This window comes from Actinoplanes sp. NPDC089786 (genome assembly GCF_040684855.1).
Taxonomy (GTDB): domain Bacteria; phylum Actinomycetota; class Actinomycetes; order Mycobacteriales; family Micromonosporaceae; genus Actinoplanes.
The window spans coordinates 88,634-110,679 of record NZ_JBFBGU010000003.1 but is presented as its reverse complement, the minus strand read 5'-3'; the positions used below and the strand labels follow the sequence as shown (position 1 = coordinate 110,679).

Sequence of the window (22,046 nt, the reverse complement as noted above, 5' to 3'; positions counted from 1 at the left end):
GACACCGTGTCAGGTCGTTGAGTGGTCGGCATGACGGATTACATCAAGCCTGGGCGGATGACCGACCCGGGTGAGTTCACCGGGCTGCTGGACGGGTTGCCGACGGACGTGGCCGGGGTGGCCCGGGTGGTTCAGGGGCTGCTGGTTCATGAGTTTCTGGGTGACCTGTACGGGGTGGAGCTGAGCGACGAACGGAAGCAGACCGTGCACCTGCGGAAGGTGTCCGACATGCTCGACGGCATCGTGGCGCTCGACGGCCGGCCGCTGGATGTCGCTCGGAGCCCGGACAAGCGGCTGGTCACCAACTGCCGGGGGTTCACCGTCCTGGCCATGACGCTGCTGCGGCGGGCGGGGGTGCCGGCTCGGGCGCGGTGCGGGTTCGGTACCTACTTCGGGGACGGGATGCGCGGGGACCACTGGGTGGTCGAGTTCCATGACGGCGAGCGGTGGCGGCTGTTCGACGCCCAGCTCGACGACGTGCTGACCCGCGAGCTGAAGATCGGGTTCGACGTCACGGACATCACGCGGGACGAGTTCGTCATCGCGGGTGACGGGTGGCGGCGCTGCCGGGAAGGGCGGGACGATCCGGAGAAGTACGGGCTGATCAACGTGGGTCAGGGGTGGTGGTGGATCGCCGGGAACATGATCCGGGACGCCGCCGCGCTGGACGGTGTCGAGATGCTGCCGTGGGACTGCTGGGGTGCGATGCCGGACCGGGACCGGGAGCCGGACGACTGGGAGTTCTTCGACCGGCTGGCCGCCGGCGAGATCAAGACGGCCGACGACGATCGTGTCCGCGTACCCGACAAGGTCTGGAACGCCCTGCGGGAGCGCACCGAACCGCTCAGGTGAGGACCTTGACCACCGCGGTCAGCACCAGCTGGCCCAGCGCGACCGGCACGAGGACCAGCCAGCACAGGCGTTGCAGCTGGTCCTCGCGCAGACGCGGGAAGGTCACCCGCATCCAGATGATCACGAAGGACACGGCGAACGTCTTGGCCAGCGTCCACAGCCAGCCGAGCTGATCGCTGAACGGGCCGTGCCAGCCGCCGAGGAACAGGATCGTGGTCAGCGCGGCGATCACCACGATGCCGACGTACTCGGCCAGCAGGAAGAACGCGAAGCGCAGGCCGGTGTACTCGGTCATGTAGCCGAAGACCAGCTCGGAGTCGGCGATCGGCATGTCGAACGGGGGGCGGCGGATCTCGGCGACGCCGGCGATGAAGAACACGATCGCCGCGGGCAGCTGCCAGAGCAGCCACCACGGGCGCCACGCCTCGATGATGCCGGGCAGGCTGAGCGTTCCGGCGGCCATGGCCACGCTGGCCGCGGCCAGCACCAGCGGCAGCTCGTAACCGAGCAGCTGGGCCGCGCCACGCAGGCCGCCGAGCAGGCTGTACTTGTTGGCCGAGGCCCAGGCCGACATCAGCACGGCCACCACGCCGACGCCGAGCACGGCCAGCACGAAGAACAGACCGACGTCGAGGGCCTGGGCGACCAGACCGCCGGGCCCGAGGGGGAGGGCCAGAAAGACCAGCAGGTACGGGAAGAGTGCGACCAGGGGCGCCAGGCGGAACACCGTGCGGTCGGCGGCCCGGGGCGTGATGTCCTCCTTCTGCACGAACTTCACGCCGTCGGCGATCAGCTGGGCCCAGCCGTGGAACGCCCCGGCGTACATCGGGCCGAGCCGGGCCTGCATGTGGGCCATCACCTTGTGTTCGGTCTGGCCCACGACCAGCGGCAGGACCAGGAAACCGAGGACCACCGCGACCACCCGGATCGCGAGGTCGAGCCAGAGCGGCATCAGCGCGGACCCCACTCGCCCGGGGCGGGCACGCCCGGCGGACGCATCGGGGCCCGCTTGGCCGGCCCGCCGGCCTCGGACTCCCCCGGCTCCTTCGCGCCCGGCCAGGCCTTGGCCACCCGCGCGGCCAGCACGAACTCCTTGCGCAGCGGGTGCCCCTCGAACTCCGGCGGCAGCAGCAGCGGCCGCAGGTCGGGGTGCCGGGCGAAGGCGATGCCGAACATCTCGTGCGTCTCGCGCTCGTGCCAGGCGGCGCCGGGATAGAGGTCGGTGAGCGTCTCCACCACCGGGTTTTCCTTGGGCACGCGGGCGCGCAGCAGGAGACCGTGCTTGCGCCGGGTCGACCACAGGTGGGCGACCACGGTGAAGCCGTCGTCGAGCTCGTCCACGGCGGACAGCCAGTCGAAGAAGTCGCAGCCCAGCGCGCCCTGGTCGAGCGCCGCCCGGGCCGCCTGCCACCAGCGGGCGACCGGCACGTCGACCACCGCACGCGCATGACCCTCGCCGCCGCCGGACACGCTCGCGGTGACCTCGCCGGCCTCCGAAGCGGCTTCCGCGGCGGCCGCGTCGGCGGCCGGCGCGGCGATCGCCGTGGTGACCACCGGGGCCGGCGCGGGTTCTTCCGCCAGCAGTGCGACGAGTCGCTCGCCGACCTCTTCGGGCGTCATGGACGCATCCTAAACGCCCCGCTCGCGGCCCAGTGGTAGGCCGGGGCGGTATCCGGGGCTCGGACACCGCCCTGGCCTACCACTGTTATTCGAGTCCGGGGAGCCGTCCGTTCCGGAAGACGTCGACGAAGTCCTGGTGGTCCTCACGGGCCTGGTCGCCGTACTTGTGGGCGAACTCGACAAGATGGGTCAGGAAGCCCTCGGGGTCCTTGTCGACCACCTCGACGATCGCCTCCTCGGTCGAGAAGTCGACCAGGTCGTGCGACGACTCGTCGTCGGCGACCGAGTGCATCCGGGCGACCGCGCGGCCCAGGTCGCCGACCACGCCGGTCAGCTCCTCGGGCTCGTTCACGTCGGCCCAGTCCAGGTCGGCCGCGTACGGCGACACCTCGGCCACCAGCTGACCGACGCCGTTCAGCTCGGTGTAGCCCACCCACGGGTCGGCGTGGGCCTGGAGCGCGAGCTGCGACTCGGCGGTGCGGTGGCCCTGGTGCTTGAAGTAGGACCGGACCCGGTCGTCGTCGATCCAGCGCGCGACGGCCGGCACCTGGGCCTGCTTCATGTAGATGACCACGTCGTTCTCGAGCGCCTCGGTGTGCCCCTCGAGCAGCAGGTTGTACGACGGCAGGCCGGCCGACCCGATGCCCACGCCCTTGCGCAGCTTGATGTCCTTGATGTTGGTGGACAGCGGCCGGCTGGCGTCGGGCAGCGTGGTCAGGTATCGGTCGAACGCCTCGCGCACCGCCGCCGCGGTCTCGTCGTCGATCTCGAAGACGCCGTCGCCGACCGAGAACCGCCGCTCGTAGTTGTCGATCGTGGTCTGCTGGGAGAGCAGGTCGACGCGGGTGTTCAGCCGCGCCTCCTGAAGCACCTCCCGGAGTACGCCGTCGGCGGTCTTCAGCGTGATCGAGCCGATCGCGTCGTCGCCGCCGGCCGCGATCGCCCGCAGCTCGGTCAGGTACGACTCGGCGAACGTCCGGACCAGCGCGGTGATGTGGTCGTCGGAGAGCGCCTTGGCGTACCCGATCAGCGCGACGCTGGCGCAGAACCGCTTCAGGTCCCAGGAGAACGGGCCGACGTACGCCTCGTCGAAGTCGTTGACGTTGAAGACGAGCTGGCCGGTGGCGTTCATGTAGGTGCCGAAGTTCTCGGCGTGCAGGTCGCCGTGGATCCACACCCGGCTGGTCCGCTCGTCGAGGTAGCGGTCGTCGGCGTAGGAGCCGGTCAGGTCGGCGTAGAAGAGCGAGGCGCTGCCCCGGTAGAACGCGAACGGCGAGGCCGCCATCTTGCGGAACTTGCGCCGGAACGCCGCCGGATCTTGCGCCATCAGGTCGCCGAACTCCCTGATCAGAACCTCGATGATGAAGTCGGCGCGTGACTGCTCGCTCATGAACCGGAGATTAGCCCCCGGATGCCACCGGCGGGACGACCATCGGGGCAGACAACGAGGCCGAGTCGCGCCGGTTCACCCCGCCGACGCCGGACTGCTCGCCGGCGATCTTCTCCTGGAGACGCAGGATGCCGTGCAGCAGAGCCTCGGGCCGGGGCGGGCAGCCGGGCACGTACACGTCCACCGGGATCAGTTGGTCGACGCCCTTGGTCACCGAGTACGAGTCCCAGTACGGGCCGCCGCAGTTCGAGCAGGAGCCGAACGAGATCACGTACTTGGGTTCGGGCATCTGGTCGTACAGCCGCTTGATCGCCGGGGCCATCTTGTCGGTGACCGTGCCCGACACCACCATCAGGTCGGCCTGTCGTGGGCCGTGCGCGAAGGGGATGACGCCCAGCCGCATGAAGTCGTGCCGGCCCATGCTGGACGCGATGAACTCGATCGCGCAGCAGGCCAGGCCGAAGTTGAAGACCCACAGCGAGTAGCGGCGCCCCCAGTTCAGCACGAACCGGATGGGCTCTCCGAGAACTCCAGGCAAGGCCACGCTCGTACGCTACGCCTCAACGGGTCGGGCGCTGCAAGAGGCTCAGGAACCCCGTCAGCAACGCCTCGCGCAGGGCCGGCGGCGCGGCGTTGAGCAGCGTGTTGACCGCGGCCATCGGACCGGCCGCCCCGTCGGCCAGGCCCAGGCCGGCGGCCAGCCCGGCCACCAGCTGGGGTGTCACGGCGGCCGGGGTCAGCGCGCCGGCCGTCGCCACCAGGTCGGCCGGCAGCTCGACCGGGCCGCGGGCCCGGGTCGCGGCCACGGCGTCGGCCAGGTCGGACACGAACGCCCCGGTGGTCGGGCGGACCGCGGCCGTCACGGTCAGGTGGATGGTCGGCGGGAGTTTGCCGTACCCCATCTGCGGCTGGGTGTGCCAGCCCCGGGCGGCCAGCTCGTCGGCCAGCACGAACGGGTCGACGCCGTCCTCGGTGGTCAGGCAGACGACCGTGGTCTCGGTCGGCGCGTACAGGCGTACCCCATCGGTGGCCTGCACCGCCGCGGCCAGGGTGACCACCGCCTCGCGGGTCTCCCGGGCCAGGTCCAGGTAGCCGGCGTCGCCCAGGTGGCGCAGCACGGCCAGCGCCGCGGCGATCGGCCCACCGGATCGGGTCGACGCCACGCCCGGGTTGATCATCGTGTAGCCCGGCCAGTCCGCGTGGGCGAAGTACAGCGGCAGCCGTAGCGCCTGGTCGCGGTGCAACAGGACCGAGACACCCTTCGGCGCGTACGCGTACTTGTGCAGGTCGACCGAGATGCTCGTGACACCCGGCACGGACAGGTCGAACGCGGGCAGCTCGGCGCCCAGCCGGCGCAGGTAGGGCAGCACCCAGCCGCCGAAGCAGGCGTCCACGTGACAGCGCACGTCCAGGCCCGCCGCGGCCTCGGCGATCTCCGTGACCGGGTCGATCACCCCGTGGGCGTACGAGGGCGCGCTCGCCACCACGAGCACGGTCTCGTAGCGGATGGCCGCCCGCATCGCCGCCGGGTCGGCCCGCAGGTCCGGTCCGACCGGCACCACGTCCAGGCCCACCCGCAGGTAGTGGCCGGCCTTGGCGAACGCGGCATGCGCCGTGGAGGGCATCACGATCCGCGGCCGGTCGATCTCGGGGCGGGCGTCGCGGGCCGCCTTCACCGCCAGCAGGATCGACTCGGTGCCGCCGCTGGTCACCGTCCCCACCGTCTCGCCGGTGCCGCCGAGCAGCCGCGCGGCCGCGCCGACCAGGGCGTTCTCCATGGCCAGCAGGCTCGGGAAGGCGGTCGGGTCCAGGCCGTTGACGTGCGACGACAGGGCGTACGCGGCCTGGGCCAGCTCGTCCAGCCCGGCGACGTCGGCGTCATAGACGTACGCGAACAGCCGCCCGCCGTGCGTCGGCAGGTCGGCGGCCCGCAGCTCGCGCAACTCAGCGAGCACCTGAGCTGCGGAGACGCCGGTGGCCGGCAGCGCATCGATCATGCCAGGACGCTATCCCAAACCTCCGCTCCCACGTCCGGTGTACCGGGCCGGACCGGTGGCCACCGCCTCGGTCGCCTCGTGGGAACAGTCCCGTCGCGCGTACGCGGCGGCCCGGCAGCGGGTCGCGGCAGCCGCACTGCGCGGTCGGTCCGTCGGGGCCGCACGCGCGCTGCGGCTGGCGCTCGGGACGCCGCCTCTCGACCGGCTCGAGCCCGCGCTTCACCGCGTCCGCTCGGCGGTCGCCGCCATCCCGCCCTGGCCGCTTTTGCTCTGAGCGCGTATAGGCAACGGCCCCTGACCTGGGTTTGGATCGCGCGCACGCTCGGGCCGGGTGGTGCCTATACGCGCTCAGAGCTGTGGGGTTCGGGCGCGCTTCGGGGTGTTGTGCCTGTTCACGGCGGAGAGCATGTGGTGCCTATACGCGCTCAGAGCAAAGGGGGGCGGTCGGGGTAGCGGCGCAGGAGGAGGACGGCGGTGGCCACGAACAGGGCCGGCAGGACGGTGAAGCCGAGCAGGACGCCGAGGCGGGCGGTGCCGGTCTGGGTGGCGGCCTCGCCGGTTGACGAGGACACGTAGCCGAAGAGCTGGAGAACGGCGGCGTAGAGGCCGGGGCCGAGAGCAAGGCCGAAGGTTTCGCCCGCGGTCCAGACGCCGGTGAAGACGCCGGCCTGGCGTTTGCCGGTGCGGGTGGTCTCGGCGGCGATGCAGTCGGGCAGCATGGCCATGGCGAAGACCTGCTGGCCGGCGTAGCCGATGCCGACCAGGGCGACGACCAGGTAGATCGCCAGGGGCGGGCCGGCCGACGCGGGGATCAGCAGCAGGGTGCCCAGGGCGTAGAGGAGGCTGGCGGCGATCAGGCTGCGGCGCTTGCCCAGCCGGGCGCCGGCCCGGCTCCACAGCGGCATGACGAGCAGGGCGGGGCCGACAAACGCGGCGAACAGGAACGTGGCGGCGGAGTCGCGGGCCACGATGTGGTCGGCGAAATACTGCACGCCGGCCAGCATGGTGGCCACCCCGGCCGACTGGATCACGAAGCAGAGCAGCAGGGCCCGGAACGGGCCGCTGGCCGCGGCGATCCTGAGCTGGGTACGCAAGCTCGGCTCGGTCTGCTCGGGCGCTCGGGACCGGGCTGTGCGCGTACCCCAGAAGACGCCCAGCGTGCCCACGACGATGAGCGCGCCGACGAACACGCCCGACCACCGGTGGCCGGTCAGGCCGCCGCCGGTCTGCTCGACGACCAGCGGGGCCAGCGCGCCGGAGATCAGGATGGCCAGGGCCAGGACCGCGACGCGCCAGGTCATCAGGCGGGTGCGCTCGGCGTAGCCGTCGGTGAGCTCGGCCGGCATCGCGACGTAGGGCACCTGGAAGAAGGCGTAGGCGGTGGCCGCGACGAGGAAGGCGACCGCGACGTACGGGCCGGCGGCCGGACCGGCGCCGAACGGACCCGCGAAGATCAGCGCGAACAGCACGGCGAGCAGCAGGCCGGCGCCGAGCAGGAACGGGCGGCGGTCGCCGCGACGGTCCGAGACGCGACCGGCGATCGGGTTGAACAGGACGTCCCAGGCCTTGGGCAGGAGCACCAGCAGACCGGCCAGGCCGGCCGTCACGCCGAGGGTGTCGGTCAGGTATGGCAGCAGGAGCAGCCCGGGGACCGTGCCGAAGGCGCCGGTGACCAGCGAACCGAGGGCATAACCGGCCCGGGTGCGCGTGGTTAATTCCTCCGGGGGACGGGCGACCGTCATGGACGCGGATGTTATCGATCATGTAGTCGATACGCCTACAGTTCGTCCGATGAGCGTGCTGAGTCCGGCCTCGCCGGGAGTGGCGGCGGCCCATCCGGTCACCGCCGAGGTGGGCCTGCGGATCCTCCGCGAGGGCGGCACGGCGGCGGACGCGGCGGTCGCGGCGGTGCTGACCTGCTGCGTCGCCGAGACGATCTACACCGGGCTGGGCGGCGGCGGGTTCGCCACCTACTTCGACGCGGCCACCGGCGAGGTCACCTGCCTCGACTTCTTCGTCGCGGTGCCGGGCACCGACGGCGACGCCTCGGCCGGGCCGATGGTCAAGGTGGACGTGTTGTTCGGCGGCGTTCCCCAGGTGTACGAGATCGGCGGTGCCAGCGTGGCCGTGCCGGGGGTGCCCGCGGGCTGCGGCGAGGTGCATCGGCGGTGGGGACGGCTGCCGTGGGCTTCGGTCGTCGAACCGGCTCGGCGCCTCGCGGAAACAGGCGTCGTGCTGCCCGCCGCGCAGGCCCGCACCCTGGTGTCCTGTGCGCCCGCGCTGGCGTACGGGGAAGGGGCTGCTTATTACACCCCGAACGGGAAGCTGCTCGAAGGCGGCGACCTGCTGTTCCACCCGGGCCTGGCGACGGCGCTGGAAGGTCTGGCCGACGAGGGGCCGGCGGCCTTCTACACCGGGGCGTTCGCCCGGCCGATGGTGGACGCGGTGCGATCGGCGGGCGGGGCGCTCGGTCTGTCCGACCTGTCGGCCTACCGGGTGCATGAGACCTCGGTCGACCACGCTTCCCTCAACGGCTATCGGGTGCGGGCGCGGCACGACCTGAGCCGGACCGTGGACACGATCGCGGCGCTGCCACCGGACGTGACGCCGGTGGCGCTGGCCACGGCGCTGCGGGACCAGGGACGGCAGAAGATCGGCGACACCACGAACGTGTCGGTGGTCGACGCCGACGGCAACGCCTGCGTGATCACCACGACGCTCGGGCTGGGCGCCGCGGTCTGGCTGCCGGGGCTGGGCGTCAACCTGAACTCGATGCTCGGCGAGGGCGAGCTGATCACCGCGGACCTGGCCCCGGGGCGGCGCATGTCGTCGAACATGTGCCCGCTGGTGGTGATCGACGACCAGGGGCGGCTGATCGTGGCGGCGGGGTCGGCGGGCGCGTCCCGGATCCGGACCGCGCTGATCGACACGCTGCTCGGGGTGCTGGTGGACGGGCTCGACCTGGCGTCGGCGATCGCCCGGCCGCGCTTCCACGTCGTCGACGGCACCGTGCACGCCGAGCCCGGGCTGCCCGAGTCCGATCTGTCGGCTCTGACCGACGCCGGCTGGGCGATCAACCGGTGGCCGGAGATGAACCACTACTTCGGCGGGGTGACCGCGGTCGGCGCGGGCGGGGCGGCCGGCGACCCACGGCGCGGCGGGGTGGGTCTGCTCCTCTAGGGGATCCAGTGGGCTCGCTTCATGTCGACGCGGTCGCCCTTCAGGGGTACGCCCTCGGCGAGCAGACGCTGGCGGGCCTCCTGCTCGTGGCCCGGGACCAGGCGGCCGGAACTGGCCACCACGCGGTGCCACGGGACGGCGCCGCCGTGCCGGGACATGATCGTGCCGACCTGGCGGGCGGAGTTGCGGCCGGAACGATCGGCCAGCACGTCGGCGATGGCGCCGTACGACATCACGCGGCCCTCGGGGATGCGCTCGACGAGTGAGAGCACCTCTTCGACGTACTCCTGCGGTGTCACCTGGGCCACGATATGGGATCTCGCGGCGGGCCGGCGGTGGCGGGCGAGCAGAATGGGCGGGTGCGCGAAGCGGTGACCGAGGCGCGCCGGGTCGTGGTCAAGGTGGGGTCGTCCTCGCTGACCACGGCGTCCGGCGGGATCGACGACCAGCGCGTCGACGCTCTGGTCGACGTGCTGGGTGGGCTGGCCACCGGCGGGCGTGAGGTGGTGCTGGTCTCCAGTGGCGCGATCGCCGCCGGGCTGAGCCCGTTGAATCTTCCCCGGCGTCCGCGCGACCTGGCCACCCAGCAGGCCGCAGCCTCGGTGGGGCAAGGGCTGTTGATCGGCCGGTACGCGGCCGGCTTCGCCCGCCACGGGCTGACGGTGGGCCAGGTGCTCTTGACCGTGGACGACGTGACCCGCCGGGCGCATTATCGGAACGCCTACCGGACCCTGCGCAAGCTGCTCGACCTGGGCGCGCTGCCGATCGTCAACGAGAACGACACGGTGGCGACCGACGAGATCCGGTTCGGCGACAACGACCGCCTGGCCGCGCTCGTCGCCGCCCTGGTGCAGGCCGACCTGCTGGTGCTGCTGTCCGACGTGGACGCGCTCTACACCGGCCGCCCGTCCGACCCCTCGTCCCGCCGGGTCGCCGTCATTCGCGATGAATCCGACCTGTCGGAAGTCTCGGTCAGCGGCGCGGGAAAATTGGGCACAGGCGGCATGGTCACCAAGGTCGAGGCGGCGCGGATCGCCACCGGGTTCGGCATTCCGGTCGTGCTCACGTCGGCCGCGCTGGCCGCGGAGGCGACGTCCGGCGCCGAGATCGGCACGTTCTTCGAAGCCGCGGCCCACCGGCCCACGGCCCGGCTGTTCTGGCTGGCCCACGCCACGGCGCCAAGGGGACGGCTCCACCTCGACCCGGGCGCGGTCGCCGCGGTGGTGGCCCGCCGCAAGTCGCTGCTGCCGGCCGGGATCACCGCGGTCGACGGCTCCTTCGCGGCCGGGGACCCGGTCGATCTGGTCGACGCCGGCTCCGGCGCGCCGGTGGCCCGAGGCCTGGTCAACTACGACGCCGTCGAGTTGCCCGCGCTTCTCGGCCGGTCCACGCCCGAGCTGGCCGCGGCGCTCGGCCCCGGCTACGAACGTGAGGTCGTCCACCGTGACGACCTCGTACTCCTCTAGAAAGGTCTCATCATGACCACCGTGCAGCAGCAGGCCTCGGACGCCCGGGTCGCCTCCATCGATCTGGCCGCGGCGACGCGCGCCGAGAAAGACGCGGCGCTGCTGCTCATGGCGTCCCGCCTCCGCCTCCGGGCCGACGAGATCGTCGAGGCCAACCGGGTCGACGTCGACAACGCCCGCTCGGGCGGCCTGTCCGAGGCGATGATCGACCGGCTCACGCTGACCACCGAGCGGGTCGACGCGATGGCCGGCGGGCTGGAACAACTGGCCGCGCTCCCCGACCCGGTCGGCGACGTCGTGCGCGGCTCGACCCTGGCCAACGGGCTCGAGCTGCGGCAGGTGCGGGTGCCGTTCGGCGTCGTCGGCATCATCTACGAGGGCCGGCCCAACGTGACGGCCGACGCGGCCGGCATCTGCCTCAAATCGGGCAACGCGGCGCTGCTGCGCGGCTCCGGCTCGGCCTTCAGCTCCAACGCGGCCATCGTGTCGGTGCTGCGCAAGGCGGTCGTCGACGCCGGGCTGCCGGCCAACGCGATCCAGCTGCTCGACGCGACCACCCGCGACTCGGTGAAGGAGCTGATGCGGGCCCGCGGGCTGGTCGACGTGCTGATCCCGCGCGGCGGGGCCGCGCTGATCAAGGCCGTGGTCGAGGAGAGCACGGTTCCGGTGATCGAGACCGGGGTCGGCAACTGCCATGTGTACGTCGATGAGCACGCCGACCTGGAGAAGGCGCTCGCGGTCGCGGTCAACTCGAAGACCCAGCGGCTCTCCACCTGCAACACGGCCGAGTCGCTGCTGGTGCACGCCGCGATCGCCGACTCGTTCCTGCCGCTGGTCCTGGCCGAGCTGATCGACCGCGGCGTCACGATCCACGGCGACGCGCGGGTGCAGCAGACGTCCTTCGACGTGGTCCCGGCGACCGACGAGGACTGGGGCAAGGAATACCTGTCGGCCGACCTCTCGGTCGCGGTGGTCGACTCCATCGACGACGCGCTCGACCACATTCGCCACTACGGCTCCGGGCACACCGAGGCCATCGTCAGCGAGTCCCTGGTCGCCACCCGGCGCTTCGCCGCCCGAGTCGACGCGGCCGCCGTGATGATCAACGCGTCGACCCGGTTCACCGACGGCGGGGAGTTCGGTTTCGGGGCCGAGATCGGCATCAGCACCCAGAAGCTGCACGCCCGCGGCCCGATGGGGCTGCCCGAGCTGACCTCGACGAAGTACATCGTGACCGGCAACGGGCACACCCGCTGAGCTTCAGCCCCTCGGCGGCAGGCCCGGAAGCTTCTCAACCGGCAGGCCCGGATCTTTCTTAACGGCAGGCCCTGATCGCGATCAGGGTCGTGTTCACGTCGAAGCTCGGGCCCTCGTCGCTGTCCCAGCCGCCGTCGGTGCGCTGGGTCTCGGCGAGGCGCTTGCGGGCGCTCTGCACCAGCCAGTCGTCGCCCAGGTTGAGCCGGCGCAGGGTGGCGGCCATCGCGGCCACGTCGGCCGGCGACATGTCGGCGAGGCGGTCACCCAACACCAACTGGACCCGGGCCGACTCGTAGAAGAACTGTTCGCCGTGCAGCAGCCCGGCCAGGTGCCAGCCGGCGGCCAGGAAGGACGGCCAGGTGCCGTCCGGGCGTACCTGGGAAGCCGCGAAGCGGGCCGCCGCCGTGAGCACCGACGCGTGCCGGGCCGGCGCCTCGAAATGGGGATGGGCCCCAGCCTCGGCCACGGTCAGCCAGAACCCGGCCACCGCGGTGAGATAGAGCGTCGCCTCCGGGTCGCCCGGCATCGCCCACTCGGGGGCCTGGTCGGCCAGCGAGGCGTCTTCCTGCCAGGAACCGTCCGGCCGCTGGGCGGTGGCCAGCCAGGTCAGCGCCTTCTCGACCTCGGGACCGTGCAGCCCACCAAGGTCGTCGAGCTCACCCAGCCGGAAACAGGTGGCGTCCACCGACGGCACCACACCGTCGCCCGACGCCGGCCAGCCGCCACTCGCGGTCTGGCCGGCGGCGATGCGCTCGATGATGTGCGGCGGAGGCGGCGCGCCGCTACGGAGGAACGACAACCGGGCGCGTTCCACCGCATCGCCGTGCCCCACCACATAGCCGATCGCGGCATCGAGGTCCACCACGGGGCTGACGCTACTGCTTTGCGGCCGTTTTTAATATGACGGAAGTGACGGGTCGACCGTGTTTACCCAGGACACGACCCCGCCCTGGACGTGCACGGCGTCCTTGAAACCGGCCGCCTTGAGGGCCGCGAGCGCCTCGGCGCTGCGTACCCCCGACTTGCAGTGCAGCACGATCTGGCGGTCTTGCGGGAAGCGGGACAGGGCCTCGCCGGACAGGATCTCGCCCTTCGGGATCAGCGTCGAACCCGGGATGCGGACGATCTCGAACTCGGCGGGCTCGCGGACATCGACCAGGAACACGTCCTTGCCGGAGTCCTGCCAGTCCTTCAGCTCACGGGCCGTGATGGTCGCGTTGAGCGTCGCCTCCTGCGCCTCCTCGGAGACCGCGCCGCAGAAGTCGTCGTAGTCTTCGAGCAGCTCTGTCTGGGTGGCGTTCGGGCCGCAGAGCACGCAGTCGGGGTCCTTCCGGACCTTGATCTTGCGGTATTCCATCTCGAGGGCGTCGTAGACCATCAGCCGGCCGACCAGCGGCTCGCCGATGCCGGTGAGCAGCTTGATCGCCTCGTTGACCTGGATCGACCCGATCGACGCGCAGAGCACGCCCAACACGCCGCCCTCGGCGCAGCTGGGGACCATGCCGGGCGGCGGGGGCTCGGGGTAGAGGCAGCGGTAGCACGGGCCGTGCTCGGCCCAGAAGACCGACGCCTGGCCGTCGAAACGGTAGATCGAACCCCACACGTACGGCTTGCCGAGCAGCACCGCCGCGTCGTTGACCATGTAACGCGTGGCGAAGTTGTCGGTGCCGTCGACGATCAGGTCGTACTGGCTGAAGATCTCCATCACGTTGTCGCGGTCGAGCGACGTGTTGTGGATGACCACGTTCACCAGCGGGTTGATCTCGCGGATGCTGTCGGCCGCCGACTCGGCCTTGGGCCGGCCGATGTCGGACACACCGTGGATGATCTGGCGCTGGAGGTTCGACTCGTCGACCGTGTCGAAGTCGATGATGCCGAGCGTGCCGACACCGGCCGCGGCCAGATACATCAGAGCGGGCGAGCCGAGGCCACCGGCGCCGACGGCGAGCACCTTGGCGTTCTTCAGGCGCTTCTGACCGTCCATCCCGACGTCCGGGATGATCAGGTGGCGCGAGTAGCGGCGGATCTCATCGACCGAGAGATCAGCGGCGGGCTCGACGAGCGGGGGCAAGGACACGGTTCACTCCCCGGGTGGGCGGTAAGGTGCTCGGCCCATTGTTGCTCGTTTGCCGCGCCGAAGGGGCATGACGTGGGCCACGGGCCCGACATGCGGGATTCAGGCGGCCGGCGGGCCGGCGTACCGCTTGCCGTCGACGTACGGCCAGGCGTTCGCGACACAGCCGTTCAGGCCGTACGTCTGCTGCAGCATCACCGGGGCCGGCTGACCGCGGCCCGGGCAGGCCTCGTGGCCGTACCCCAGCTGATGTCCCACCTCGTGGTTGAGCGCGTAGGCCCGGTAGGTCTCGAGCGGCGCGTTGTAGTCCGGCACCGCGTCCTGCCACCGGGCGTCGTTCACGACCACCTGCCCCGGCAGCCGGCAGGAGGTGAACCCGTCCGTCTTCAGGCCGCCGGCGTTGCACATCCGCTGGGTGGTCGTCGCCGAGGCCAGGTAGATGGTGAACTCGCCGGCCGCCCCCGCCGGCACCCGCTGGAGCCGGAACTGCCGCCCGGCGGTCCACCCGCGTTCGTCACCGAGCGTACGGTCGATCTCGTCGGCGAAGTCACCGCCGTTGCCCTGGCCGATCGTCTTCTCGACGCTCACCTTGAACCGCCGCAGGGTGCCGGACGCGCCCAGGACCGGGCCGTATCCGGCAACAAACGTGAACCCGCTCGCGTCGGCCGCCGCCACCCTGGTCGGCGCGGTGTTCGCGGTGTCGGCCGGCGCGGTGGTGGCCGCCGTCGTCGTTGCCGCCGTCTTGCCGGTCGCACCGTTGGCCGTCGCCACTGGGGGCTCGACCTTGGGCTCGGTGGCCGGCCCGCCTATCCCCCCGCCCACCGCCGGCGCCACTCCCCCGGTGGCGGCCGGCCGGCTGGCCACCCGCCGGCCGTCGTCGCCCCGGACGAACTGGCCGATCAGCAGCACGATCACGGCCAGCAGCACGAACGCGATCAGGGCGACCAGGCGGCGGCGCTGCAGGGCCTTGCGGGCGCTCGGAGTGAGCGGCTGGCGACCGTAGCGAGTGCCGCGCGGCTGGGCCTCCGGGCCGGGGCCGGGGCCGCGGTCGGCCGGCGGCAGGATCAGCGGGGCGCCGGGTGAGGCGAAGACGAACCCCGGGACCGGGTCGGATTCCGGTTGGGCCTGGGGCTGGGTCTCCTCGATCGCCGGGCGGAGGGTGGCTGCCACCACGCCGCCGCGCCGCTCCTCGATGGGTTGCTCCACGCGAGGGATCTCGGCGGTGTCGGCCCTGAGGTCGGGCTGGGCGGCGGCGACCTCGGCCACCGGTCCGACGGGCTCCGCCGTCGGCGTCACCGAGGTGGGCGACTCCGGCTCGTCCTTGGGTACGGCCGGCGCGGGTGCCGCCGCGCTCCTGGGCGTGGGCGTTTCCGTCGCCGCGCTTCTGGTGGGCGCGGCCTCCGTCGTTGCGGCCTTGGTCGGTGTGCTCCTGGTCGACGTGGGCTTGGTGGCCGCCGGCTTGGCGGGTGCCGCAGCGATGGCGCCGGCCTTGCTCGGCGTGGTCTTCGTGCTTCCGCCGGTCGCTTTGCTGGCCGGCGCGGACCCGGTCGGCGTCGTCCCCGTTGACGTCGCCCTGGTCGGCGTCGCCTTGTTGGGCGTCGCCTTGTTGGGCGTCGCCTTGTTGGGCGTCGCCTTGTTGGGCGTCGCCTTGTTGGGCGTCGCCTTCGTGGCCGCCGGCCTTGCGGACGTGGCCGTCGTCTTCGCAGGCGCAGCCCCCGTCTTAGCGGGCGCCGCCGACGTCTTTGTTTGCGTAGCAGGCGTCTTCGCAGGCGTCGCCGTCGTCTTCGTGGGCGCCGCCTTCGTGACCGCCGTCCTTGCGGGCGCAGCCTTCGTAGCCGCCGCCTTTGCGGGCGCTGCCGTGGTGGTCGCCGCCTTTGCGGTCGCCGCCGCCTTTGCAGGTGCCGCCTTGGTAGCAGCCGCCTTTGCGGGTGCCGCCTTGGTAGCCGCCGTCCTTGCGGGTGCCGCCTTGGTAGCCACCGACTTCGCGGGCGCCGCCTTGGTAGCCACCGACTTCGCGGGCGCCGCCTTGGTTGTCGCCGGCTTTGCGGGCGCGGCCTTCGCGACCGACGCCTTAGCAGGCGCAGCCTTTGCGGCCGTCGCCTTCGATGCGGTCGTGCCGCGCGTGCTCCGGGCCGTCTCAGAGGGCGCCGGCCGAGCCGACCCGGCCGAGGTCTTCCCGGTTGACCGGGAGGCAGCCCGGCTGGCGGTCGACTTGTTCGCAGCCGCGCGGGACGCTCCCGACTCGTTCCGCGAGGTGGTCCCGCCGGTCGACTTCGCTCGCGCGGTGGCCCGGCGCTGGCTGCTCCCCGACTCCGTGGAACTCCGCGCCGGGATACTCGCCGTAGTCGACCGCCGCGAGTTGGAGGCGGCAGCCGCCACCCTCGGCACCGGCTCGCTGTTGCCGTCCGGGTCTTCCGGCTGATCCACCCGAGCGGTGATCGCCTCGGGTTTGCCCCCAGGGATGGCGACCAGCCCCTCGCCCACTCCCCGCGCAGCGTCGTCACCCGACGCTGTCTCTGCATGAGGGGCTGCGACCAGGCCCTGAACCGGCTCCCCCGCCTTCTCGGCCCGGGTCTTCTCCGTGCTCGCCTTCTCGCTACTCATCGCCTCGGGGCCCGGCTTCCCGTCGCTCGCGTCCGCGGGCTTGGGCGACGGCTTCGTGCTCGTGACCGGGTGGGCAGTTTGGGCAGCAAGTGTTAGGGCCGGCTTCGAGGCCGGTGCCGGGCGACCAGGAGCCCGGACGCCGCGAACTGCCTTGGCAGGCGGCGCCGAGCGGGCCTTCGTCTGTTTCCCGTCCGCCGTCACCGGCTTGGCCGACGACGCCGGGCGGGCCGGCGTCTGCTCACCACGAGCCACAACCGGCTTGGCCGACGACGCCGGGCGAGGCGCGGCCGGCTTCTTGGCCGGGGCCGAGCCGTTTGAGATCTTGACTCCGCCGGACGCCACCGGCTGGGCGGACGAGGCCGGGCGGGTGGCCGGCTGGCCTGGGCGGGCGGCGGCGGTGAGCTTCGCCGGCGAGGGGGGCGCGGTTGGTTGGAAGCGGCCGTCCGGGCCGCGCACCGGCTGAGGGCCGGAGGACGTGGCGGGAGGGCGGGCGGGGGTCACACCTGTGGTCGGGCGGGCAGCCGACCGTGAGGCGCGCCGGGGGATCGCCGTCGTGTGGTCCCGGATGGACAGATCCTCAGCGGCGGCCCGAGGGTCTGCGGAACCTTTTGTCGCCTTTGCCATAACATAAGCCAGAGTGCCACGACCTGGGGCTCGTCACAGGCGTTTCCCGACTCCCCGTGCGAACCGCCCCATTCGTTCGCCGAAGGACGGCCTACCGCCCGCCGAAGCGCCACCCGCCCAGCGGCCGGACAACCGGCTCGGTCAGCCGAATCGGCTGGCAGCGCCCGGCTCAGAGCAACGAGCGCCTCGTGACACCGGCTCCAAAGCGATGAGCGCCCTATGACACCAGCTCCAAAGCGACGGACGCCTCAGATGCCGCGGCCCGCGTAGGGCCGGTTGGCGCGCCGGGGCCACGCGTAGGGCACGCACCCGCGCAGGGACAGGGTCTGCTGGACCATCACGGGGGCCGCGGCTCCGCGCTGGGGGCAGTCCTGGTGGCCCTGGCCCAGTTCGTGGCCGACCTCGTGGTTGATCACGTACTGCCGGTAGGTGGTCAGGGGCACCTTGGCCGCCACGTAGGGGGCCGCGGACAACCGCCACCGGTCGAGGTTGATGATCACGCGGGCGGTGGTGCGGCAGGAGGTGTACGGCTGGCCGCGGTCGCGGATGTCGAGGCCGCCGGCGGCGCACATGGCGGCGGCGGTGTCCCGGGTCGCCAGGTAGATCACGAAGTCGGAGGGCTCGGCGCCGCCCACCCGCTGGAGTCGCAGCTCGCGGTTGCCGATCCAGCTGCGCGGGTCGCCCAGGGTCGACTCGACGGCGGCGGCGAAGGCGTTCGGGTCCTCGTCGCTGCCCCGCTCCACGGCCACCTTGAAGCGGCGGACCGGGCCGGCGTACCCGAGGACCTTGCCCCGGCCGGTCGCGTACCCGAACGTGCGTTGCCCGCGAGCCGGCACCGGGCCGACCAGACGGACCGGGTCGGTCTTGAGGAAGGTGCGCGGCGGCGTGGGCGTGGACGAGGCAGGCGACGGGGACGGAGCGGCGCCCGGCGGCGGGGCGGATGGTTGCGCCAGCCGCTGACGGACCAGGCCGGCGACGGCCACCAGGATCAAGATGATCAAGGGTACGGCGAGCACCCACCGGCGATCCGGTGCCTGGTGCCTGCGGACGATGGTCATCGCCTCCAGCGTCGCACAGAAGCTGATCACGCACCGGGCACTCAGGCCGCCGGCGAAGCCTCCCCCAGCGAGGCGGCCGAGGCAGCCGAGGCGGGTGGGCCGGGTGAGGCCGGCGAAGCGGCCGAGGCGGGCGAGGCGGCCGGGGCGGGTGAGGCAGGCGAGGCAGGCGACACGGAAGGGCCAGGAGGGGCGTCGAGCATGCCGACCACCGCCCGCGCGACCAGCCGGGGCACCTCCATCTGGGCCACGTGACCCACCCGCGGCAGGATCAGCAGCCGCCCGTCGGGCACCACCCGCGCCACCTGCGCCGGCACCCGCGGGTCGATCAGGCTGTCGGAGAGGCCGCCGATGACCAGGGTCGGCGCCGTGATCCGGGCGGCCAGCCGCCACTGCGAGCCGGCCCCGGGCAGGTAGGCGCGGACGAAGCTGGAGACCAGGCCGCGCAGCGTACCCAGATAGGCCTTGGGGTAATGGGCGACCGTGTGGCGGAGGCGGATCTCCTCGGTCGCCTCGGCCCGGCGCTGGGCGTGCACCAGGGTGACGTCGCCGAAGCAGGCCGCCAGCACGTCGTCGGTCATCTGCTCGACGGTCATCCGGGCCATGCCGTGGGCGAAGAGCCGGTCGGCGCGGGGCAGCGCGAGCAGCGGCAGGATCGGGCCGTGGGCGGTGCGGCGCGGGTCGAGGAACGGCATGGCGGGGGAGATCAGGGTGAGGGTGCGTACGAGATCAGGACGCAACGCCGCGACCCGGACCGAGATCGACCCGCCCAGCGAGTTGCCGACCAGATGGACGGGCCCGCGACCCTCGTGCTCGAGGTAGGCGATCAGCAGGTCGGCGAAGGCGGGGATCGAGTAGCGCTTGGTCGGGTCGCTGTAGCCGAAGCCGGGCAGGTCGACCGCCTGGCCGTCGAACCGGTCGGCGAGCAGCGCGGCCACGTCGGTGAAGTTCTGTGACGAGCCGCCCAGCCCGTGCACGTAGACGGCGGGCTCGGCCGACGGGCTGGTCGCGGCGGTGTCGCGGACGTGCATCATCGCGCCGTTGATCACGACCTGGCGCGGTGGCCACGGCGGTGGCGGGACCGCCCCGTCCGGCGGCAGCGCGCTGTCGGCGGCCAGCTGAGCACCCTTCATCGAGACAAGAGTGCCTCCAGCCGCCGGTTCGTGGCGGCCAATGTGGCGCGGACCATCGCGTGGCGTCCGTCGTTGCCGACCATGGCCGAACCGGCCAGCTGTTCCACCCAGCCACCGCAGGACATCAGCAGCACGACCACCGCGACCTGGTTGGAGCCGAACGGGACGGCCCCGGCGTGTTCGACGAAGCACCGGGCCGGACCCTCGGGCCGGCGGTCGGCGGCGACGAGCAGGTCGTTGATCGCCTCGGTGGTGGCGGTGGCGCAGAGCCGCAGCAGGTAGCCGTCCACGGCCGGGCCGGTGGCGATGCCCTTGGCCGCGCGGCCGCCCATGATCAGCCGCACCTCGACCGACGCCTCGGTGCCGAAGGTGGTCACCTGCACGTTGTCGATCATGACGCGCGGCACCGGCTCGTGCCCGATGTCGAGCGGTCCGGGCGGGCCGGGCTCGGTCTCGGCGCCGGGCTCGTCGAGGGTCGGCGGCTGCGGCATGGTCGGCATCCGGCGCAGGTCGCCGGCGGGCGCGGGGGCACTGCCGGCGATCGGGTCGGCCGGGCCGGGCTGGCTGGGCACGAACGCGGCGGGCATCGGGGTGGTCGGCACCGACGCCGAGGCGATCGGCGCGGGGTGGGGCGGCAGCGGCCCGGTCGGCTGGTCGCTGCCGCCCTGCGGCGCGGCGTCCAGGCCCATCCGGTCTTGCAACAGCCGGGCCACCAGACGGCTGACCTCGGCCGGGTCGGCGCCCTCGGCCAGGTCGAGGCGGAGGCTGTTGGCGCCGGCGGGCGTGGTTCGCACCATCGCGTCGCGGACGCCCGCGACCTCGCGGACGGCGGCCAGGATGTCCTGGACGTCGAAGCCTTCCTGCCGCTCGTCGGGGTCGAGCAGGTCGTCGCGGCGCAGGCGGTTGGCGATGCGGGCGAGCTCGGGCGTCTCGGCCGAGGGCTCGACCAGGGCCGGCTCGGGCACGGTGGGCACGTTGGGCACGTCCGGTTTGGCCGGGACCCGCTGGGGCAGGGCGTTGGCGGCGTCCTCCGCGGTCGTGGCGGCCTGACCGGGGTACGCCACCGGCGAGGCGTACCCACCGGCGGACGGCGCCACGGCCGGCCCGGGCGGCGCTTCGTACGGGAGCCGGCGCGGGAACGTCACCGGATCGTAGGGCTGGCGCACCCGAGGGGCATCCGGGCCCTGGCCGGAGTCGGACGACGGCGGCTGGATGTGTGGCAGGCCCGCGACGGGTGTGGGGTCGAGGGCGTGCCGGGCCGGCTCGTTGCGGCGGCCGGGCGGGGGCGCCGCGCGCACGGCCGGAAAGGTGGTCTGCTGGTTCGCGGCCTGGGGCCGGTAACCGTTGTCGTCGTCCAGGTCACCCTCATAGGGGTACGGCGGCGCGCTGCTCGGCGTGGGCGGGTCGAGCAGGGCCGGGGCGGGTGGGCGCTCGTCGTCACGTGGCCGGCCGGGCGCAGGGCGGCGGTCCTCGTCGTCCTGCAGGGTGTCGGGCCGGGACAGGTTGTTGAACCGGGCCGGCGCGAACGGCTCGTTGCCGCGGGTGCCGGAGAAGTGCTTGAGCAGGTCTTCGTATCGGCGGTTGCTGTCCGACCAGCGGGGCGCCCCCGGCTCGGACCCGGCGGACGGCGGCTCGGGCTGGGGCGGCGGCGCCTGGGACGAGTCGGCGGGCGGAGCACTGCGCTGCTGGGGCGCCTGCGCGCCCGGGAACGGATGAATCTCGGCACTCCCCGGAAATGGACGGACGTCACCGGACGGCCGCTCGCCCGGCGGCTGCCGGGTGAAGGGCCGGATCTCCTGCGCGGGCCGGCGCCAGGAGGGCACGTCATCGTCGGACTCATCGCCCTGATCCGCCGCGGACGACCACGGGCTGCGGGAACTCGCCCAGCCGTTCAGCAGGGTGCGGTCGCGCGCATCCGCGCCGCCGCCACCCGCTGCCCCGGTGTCACCGGAATGCCCTGTTTCGTCCACCGCGCGCTCCTTGCTCGCCCCCGCTGAGGCTACCGTGTGAGGGCAGTGGCGATAAGTTGCAGCGTCGCGACAATTGCCCGGCCGAGGGTTACGACCCGACCGGGCGGGCGATGAGCGGGGGACCCTGGCTTGAAGAGGTTGGAGAGATCATGACCACTGCGTCCGGCGGGGCTCAGACCGCGCGGCCCACGCGTCTTCCCCGGTCAGCCCGGCGCAAACAGCTGCTCGCGGCCGCGCAACAGATCTTCGTGGCCCATGGCTACCACGCTGCGGCGATGGACGACATCGCGGAGCGGGCCGGCGTCTCCAAACCGGTTCTCTACCAGCACTTTCCCGGCAAGCTCGAGCTCTATCTGGCCCTGCTGGACACGCATTGCGACGCGATAATCGCCAAGGTGCAAGATGCGATGCACGCCACACCGGACAACAAGGAACGCGTCCGCGGGGCCGTCCGTGCCTATTTCGACTTCGTCGACCATGAGAGTGAAGCCTTCCGGCTCGTCTTCGAGTCCGACCTGCGCAACGACCCCCAGGTCCGCGAGCGGGTCGAGCGCGTGGAGCAGGGCTGCATCGCGGCGGTGACCGAGACCATCATCTCGGACACCGGCGTCAGCCGGCCGCATGCCGAGCTGCTCGCCTCCGGGCTCGTCGGCGCCTCCGGCCAGAGCGCGCAGTGGTGGCTGGCGCACGGCCGGCCGACCCCCAAGGGCGAGGCGGAGACCCTGGTCACGTCCCTGATCTGGCGGGGTATCGCGAGCTTCCCGCTGCAGGACGGGTCATCACCGGGAACGGCTGAGGAAATCGGCTAGCCTTCATGCGGAACA

At 72.5% G+C, this 22,046-nt stretch carries 21 protein-coding genes; 8 read left to right on the top strand and 13 right to left on the bottom strand.

What is annotated here, in order from left to right; all coding sequences use genetic code 11:
* Window positions 1-30: 30 nt before the first annotated feature.
* Window positions 31-852: a transglutaminase domain-containing protein gene (locus AB0O15_RS14380; protein WP_364318331.1), complete on the top strand. Its 822-nt coding sequence runs from the start codon at window positions 31-33 to the stop codon at window positions 850-852.
* Here the strand turns inward: AB0O15_RS14380 and AB0O15_RS14375 are convergent.
* The 5 genes from AB0O15_RS14375 to AB0O15_RS14355 form a co-directional block, all read right to left on the bottom strand.
* Window positions 845-1,804, bottom strand: a complete 960-nt coding sequence (locus tag AB0O15_RS14375) for a complex I subunit 1 family protein (RefSeq protein ID WP_364318329.1) — start codon at window positions 1,802-1,804, stop codon at window positions 845-847. The two genes, AB0O15_RS14380 and AB0O15_RS14375, sit on opposite strands and share 8 nt — an antisense overlap.
* On the bottom strand, window positions 1,804-2,472 hold the full coding sequence (locus tag AB0O15_RS14370) for an NADH-quinone oxidoreductase subunit C (protein ID WP_364318327.1): 669 nt from the start codon (window positions 2,470-2,472) through the stop codon (window positions 1,804-1,806). The genes AB0O15_RS14375 and AB0O15_RS14370 overlap by 1 nt, the downstream gene beginning before the upstream one ends.
* Before the next feature lie 85 nt (window positions 2,473-2,557).
* Window positions 2,558-3,862: a DUF2252 domain-containing protein gene (locus tag AB0O15_RS14365; RefSeq protein ID WP_364318325.1), complete on the bottom strand. Its 1,305-nt coding sequence runs from the start codon at window positions 3,860-3,862 to the stop codon at window positions 2,558-2,560.
* A gap of 10 nt (window positions 3,863-3,872) precedes the next feature.
* Window positions 3,873-4,406: an NADH-quinone oxidoreductase subunit B family protein gene (locus AB0O15_RS14360; RefSeq protein ID WP_364318324.1), complete on the bottom strand. Its 534-nt coding sequence runs from the start codon at window positions 4,404-4,406 to the stop codon at window positions 3,873-3,875.
* Between the two features lie 16 nt (window positions 4,407-4,422).
* Window positions 4,423-5,859 carry an aspartate aminotransferase family protein gene (locus tag AB0O15_RS14355; RefSeq protein WP_364318323.1) on the bottom strand — a complete coding sequence of 479 codons (1,437 nt, stop codon included), beginning with the start codon at window positions 5,857-5,859 and terminating at the stop codon, window positions 4,423-4,425.
* A gap of 55 nt (window positions 5,860-5,914) precedes the next feature.
* On the opposite strand from AB0O15_RS14355, the gene AB0O15_RS14350 reads away from it, so the two are divergent.
* Entirely contained in the window at window positions 5,915-6,133 is a 219-nt protein-coding gene (locus AB0O15_RS14350; protein WP_364318322.1) for a hypothetical protein, read from the top strand.
* A 151-nt stretch (window positions 6,134-6,284) separates the two neighbouring features.
* Here the strand turns inward: AB0O15_RS14350 and AB0O15_RS14345 are convergent, their stop codons facing one another.
* Complete coding sequence (locus AB0O15_RS14345; RefSeq protein WP_364318321.1) at window positions 6,285-7,601, bottom strand: MFS transporter; 1,317 nt, start codon at window positions 7,599-7,601, stop codon at window positions 6,285-6,287.
* 49 nt (window positions 7,602-7,650) lie between these two features.
* Between AB0O15_RS14345 and AB0O15_RS14340 the strand changes: the two genes are divergently transcribed.
* Window positions 7,651-9,039 (top strand): gamma-glutamyltransferase, encoded by a 1,389-nt coding sequence (locus tag AB0O15_RS14340; protein ID WP_364318320.1) that lies wholly within the window; start codon window positions 7,651-7,653, stop codon window positions 9,037-9,039.
* Here AB0O15_RS14340 and AB0O15_RS14335 read toward each other — a convergent pair.
* On the bottom strand, window positions 9,036-9,338 hold the full coding sequence (locus AB0O15_RS14335) for an MGMT family protein (protein WP_364318318.1): 303 nt from the start codon (window positions 9,336-9,338) through the stop codon (window positions 9,036-9,038). The two genes, AB0O15_RS14340 and AB0O15_RS14335, sit on opposite strands and share 4 nt — an antisense overlap.
* A 60-nt stretch (window positions 9,339-9,398) precedes the next feature.
* Here AB0O15_RS14335 and proB point away from each other — a divergent pair, with 60 nt between their 5' ends.
* Complete coding sequence (proB, locus tag AB0O15_RS14330) at window positions 9,399-10,505, top strand: glutamate 5-kinase (RefSeq protein ID WP_364318316.1); 1,107 nt, start codon at window positions 9,399-9,401, stop codon at window positions 10,503-10,505.
* A 12-nt stretch (window positions 10,506-10,517) separates the two neighbouring features.
* Window positions 10,518-11,762 (top strand): glutamate-5-semialdehyde dehydrogenase, encoded by a 1,245-nt coding sequence (locus AB0O15_RS14325; RefSeq protein ID WP_364318314.1) that lies wholly within the window; start codon window positions 10,518-10,520, stop codon window positions 11,760-11,762.
* A 58-nt stretch (window positions 11,763-11,820) separates the two neighbouring features.
* On the opposite strand, the gene AB0O15_RS14320 is transcribed toward AB0O15_RS14325, so the two are convergent.
* The 3 genes from AB0O15_RS14320 to AB0O15_RS14310 form a co-directional block, all read right to left on the bottom strand.
* The gene (locus AB0O15_RS14320) at window positions 11,821-12,627 is read right to left on the bottom strand and encodes a prenyltransferase/squalene oxidase repeat-containing protein (protein WP_364318312.1); all 807 of its coding nucleotides are present in this window, start codon (window positions 12,625-12,627) and stop codon (window positions 11,821-11,823) included.
* 30 nt (window positions 12,628-12,657) lie between these two features.
* Window positions 12,658-13,839 (bottom strand): adenylyltransferase/sulfurtransferase MoeZ, encoded by a 1,182-nt coding sequence (moeZ, locus tag AB0O15_RS14315; protein WP_364318310.1) that lies wholly within the window; start codon window positions 13,837-13,839, stop codon window positions 12,658-12,660.
* A gap of 99 nt (window positions 13,840-13,938) precedes the next feature.
* Window positions 13,939-15,132: a DUF3152 domain-containing protein gene (locus tag AB0O15_RS14310; RefSeq protein ID WP_364318309.1), complete on the bottom strand. Its 1,194-nt coding sequence runs from the start codon at window positions 15,130-15,132 to the stop codon at window positions 13,939-13,941.
* A gap of 64 nt (window positions 15,133-15,196) precedes the next feature.
* Here AB0O15_RS14310 and AB0O15_RS14305 point away from each other — a divergent pair, with 64 nt between their 5' ends.
* Window positions 15,197-16,258, top strand: a complete 1,062-nt coding sequence (locus AB0O15_RS14305) for a hypothetical protein (RefSeq protein WP_364318307.1) — start codon at window positions 15,197-15,199, stop codon at window positions 16,256-16,258.
* 333 nt (window positions 16,259-16,591) lie between these two features.
* Window positions 16,592-16,903, top strand: coding sequence for a hypothetical protein (locus AB0O15_RS14300; RefSeq protein WP_364318305.1), 312 nt, complete (start codon window positions 16,592-16,594; stop codon window positions 16,901-16,903).
* A 409-nt stretch (window positions 16,904-17,312) separates the two neighbouring features.
* Here AB0O15_RS14300 and AB0O15_RS14295 read toward each other — a convergent pair whose 3' ends face one another.
* From AB0O15_RS14295 to AB0O15_RS14285, 3 genes are read right to left on the bottom strand one after another with little or no spacing between them, the layout of a single operon-like run.
* Window positions 17,313-18,122: a DUF3152 domain-containing protein gene (locus AB0O15_RS14295; protein WP_364318304.1), complete on the bottom strand. Its 810-nt coding sequence runs from the start codon at window positions 18,120-18,122 to the stop codon at window positions 17,313-17,315.
* Window positions 18,123-18,163: 41 nt separating this feature from the next.
* On the bottom strand, window positions 18,164-19,252 hold the full coding sequence (locus AB0O15_RS14290; RefSeq protein WP_364318302.1) for an alpha/beta hydrolase: 1,089 nt from the start codon (window positions 19,250-19,252) through the stop codon (window positions 18,164-18,166).
* Window positions 19,249-21,222, bottom strand: a complete 1,974-nt coding sequence (locus AB0O15_RS14285; RefSeq protein WP_364318300.1) for a Daple — start codon at window positions 21,220-21,222, stop codon at window positions 19,249-19,251. The genes AB0O15_RS14290 and AB0O15_RS14285 overlap by 4 nt, the downstream gene beginning before the upstream one ends.
* Before the next feature lie 149 nt (window positions 21,223-21,371).
* Between AB0O15_RS14285 and AB0O15_RS14280 the strand changes: the two genes are divergently transcribed.
* A complete protein-coding gene (locus AB0O15_RS14280) occupies window positions 21,372-22,031 on the top strand; it encodes a TetR/AcrR family transcriptional regulator (RefSeq protein ID WP_364319023.1) in 660 nt (219 codons plus the stop codon).
* The last annotated feature ends 15 nt before the right edge of the window (window positions 22,032-22,046 follow it).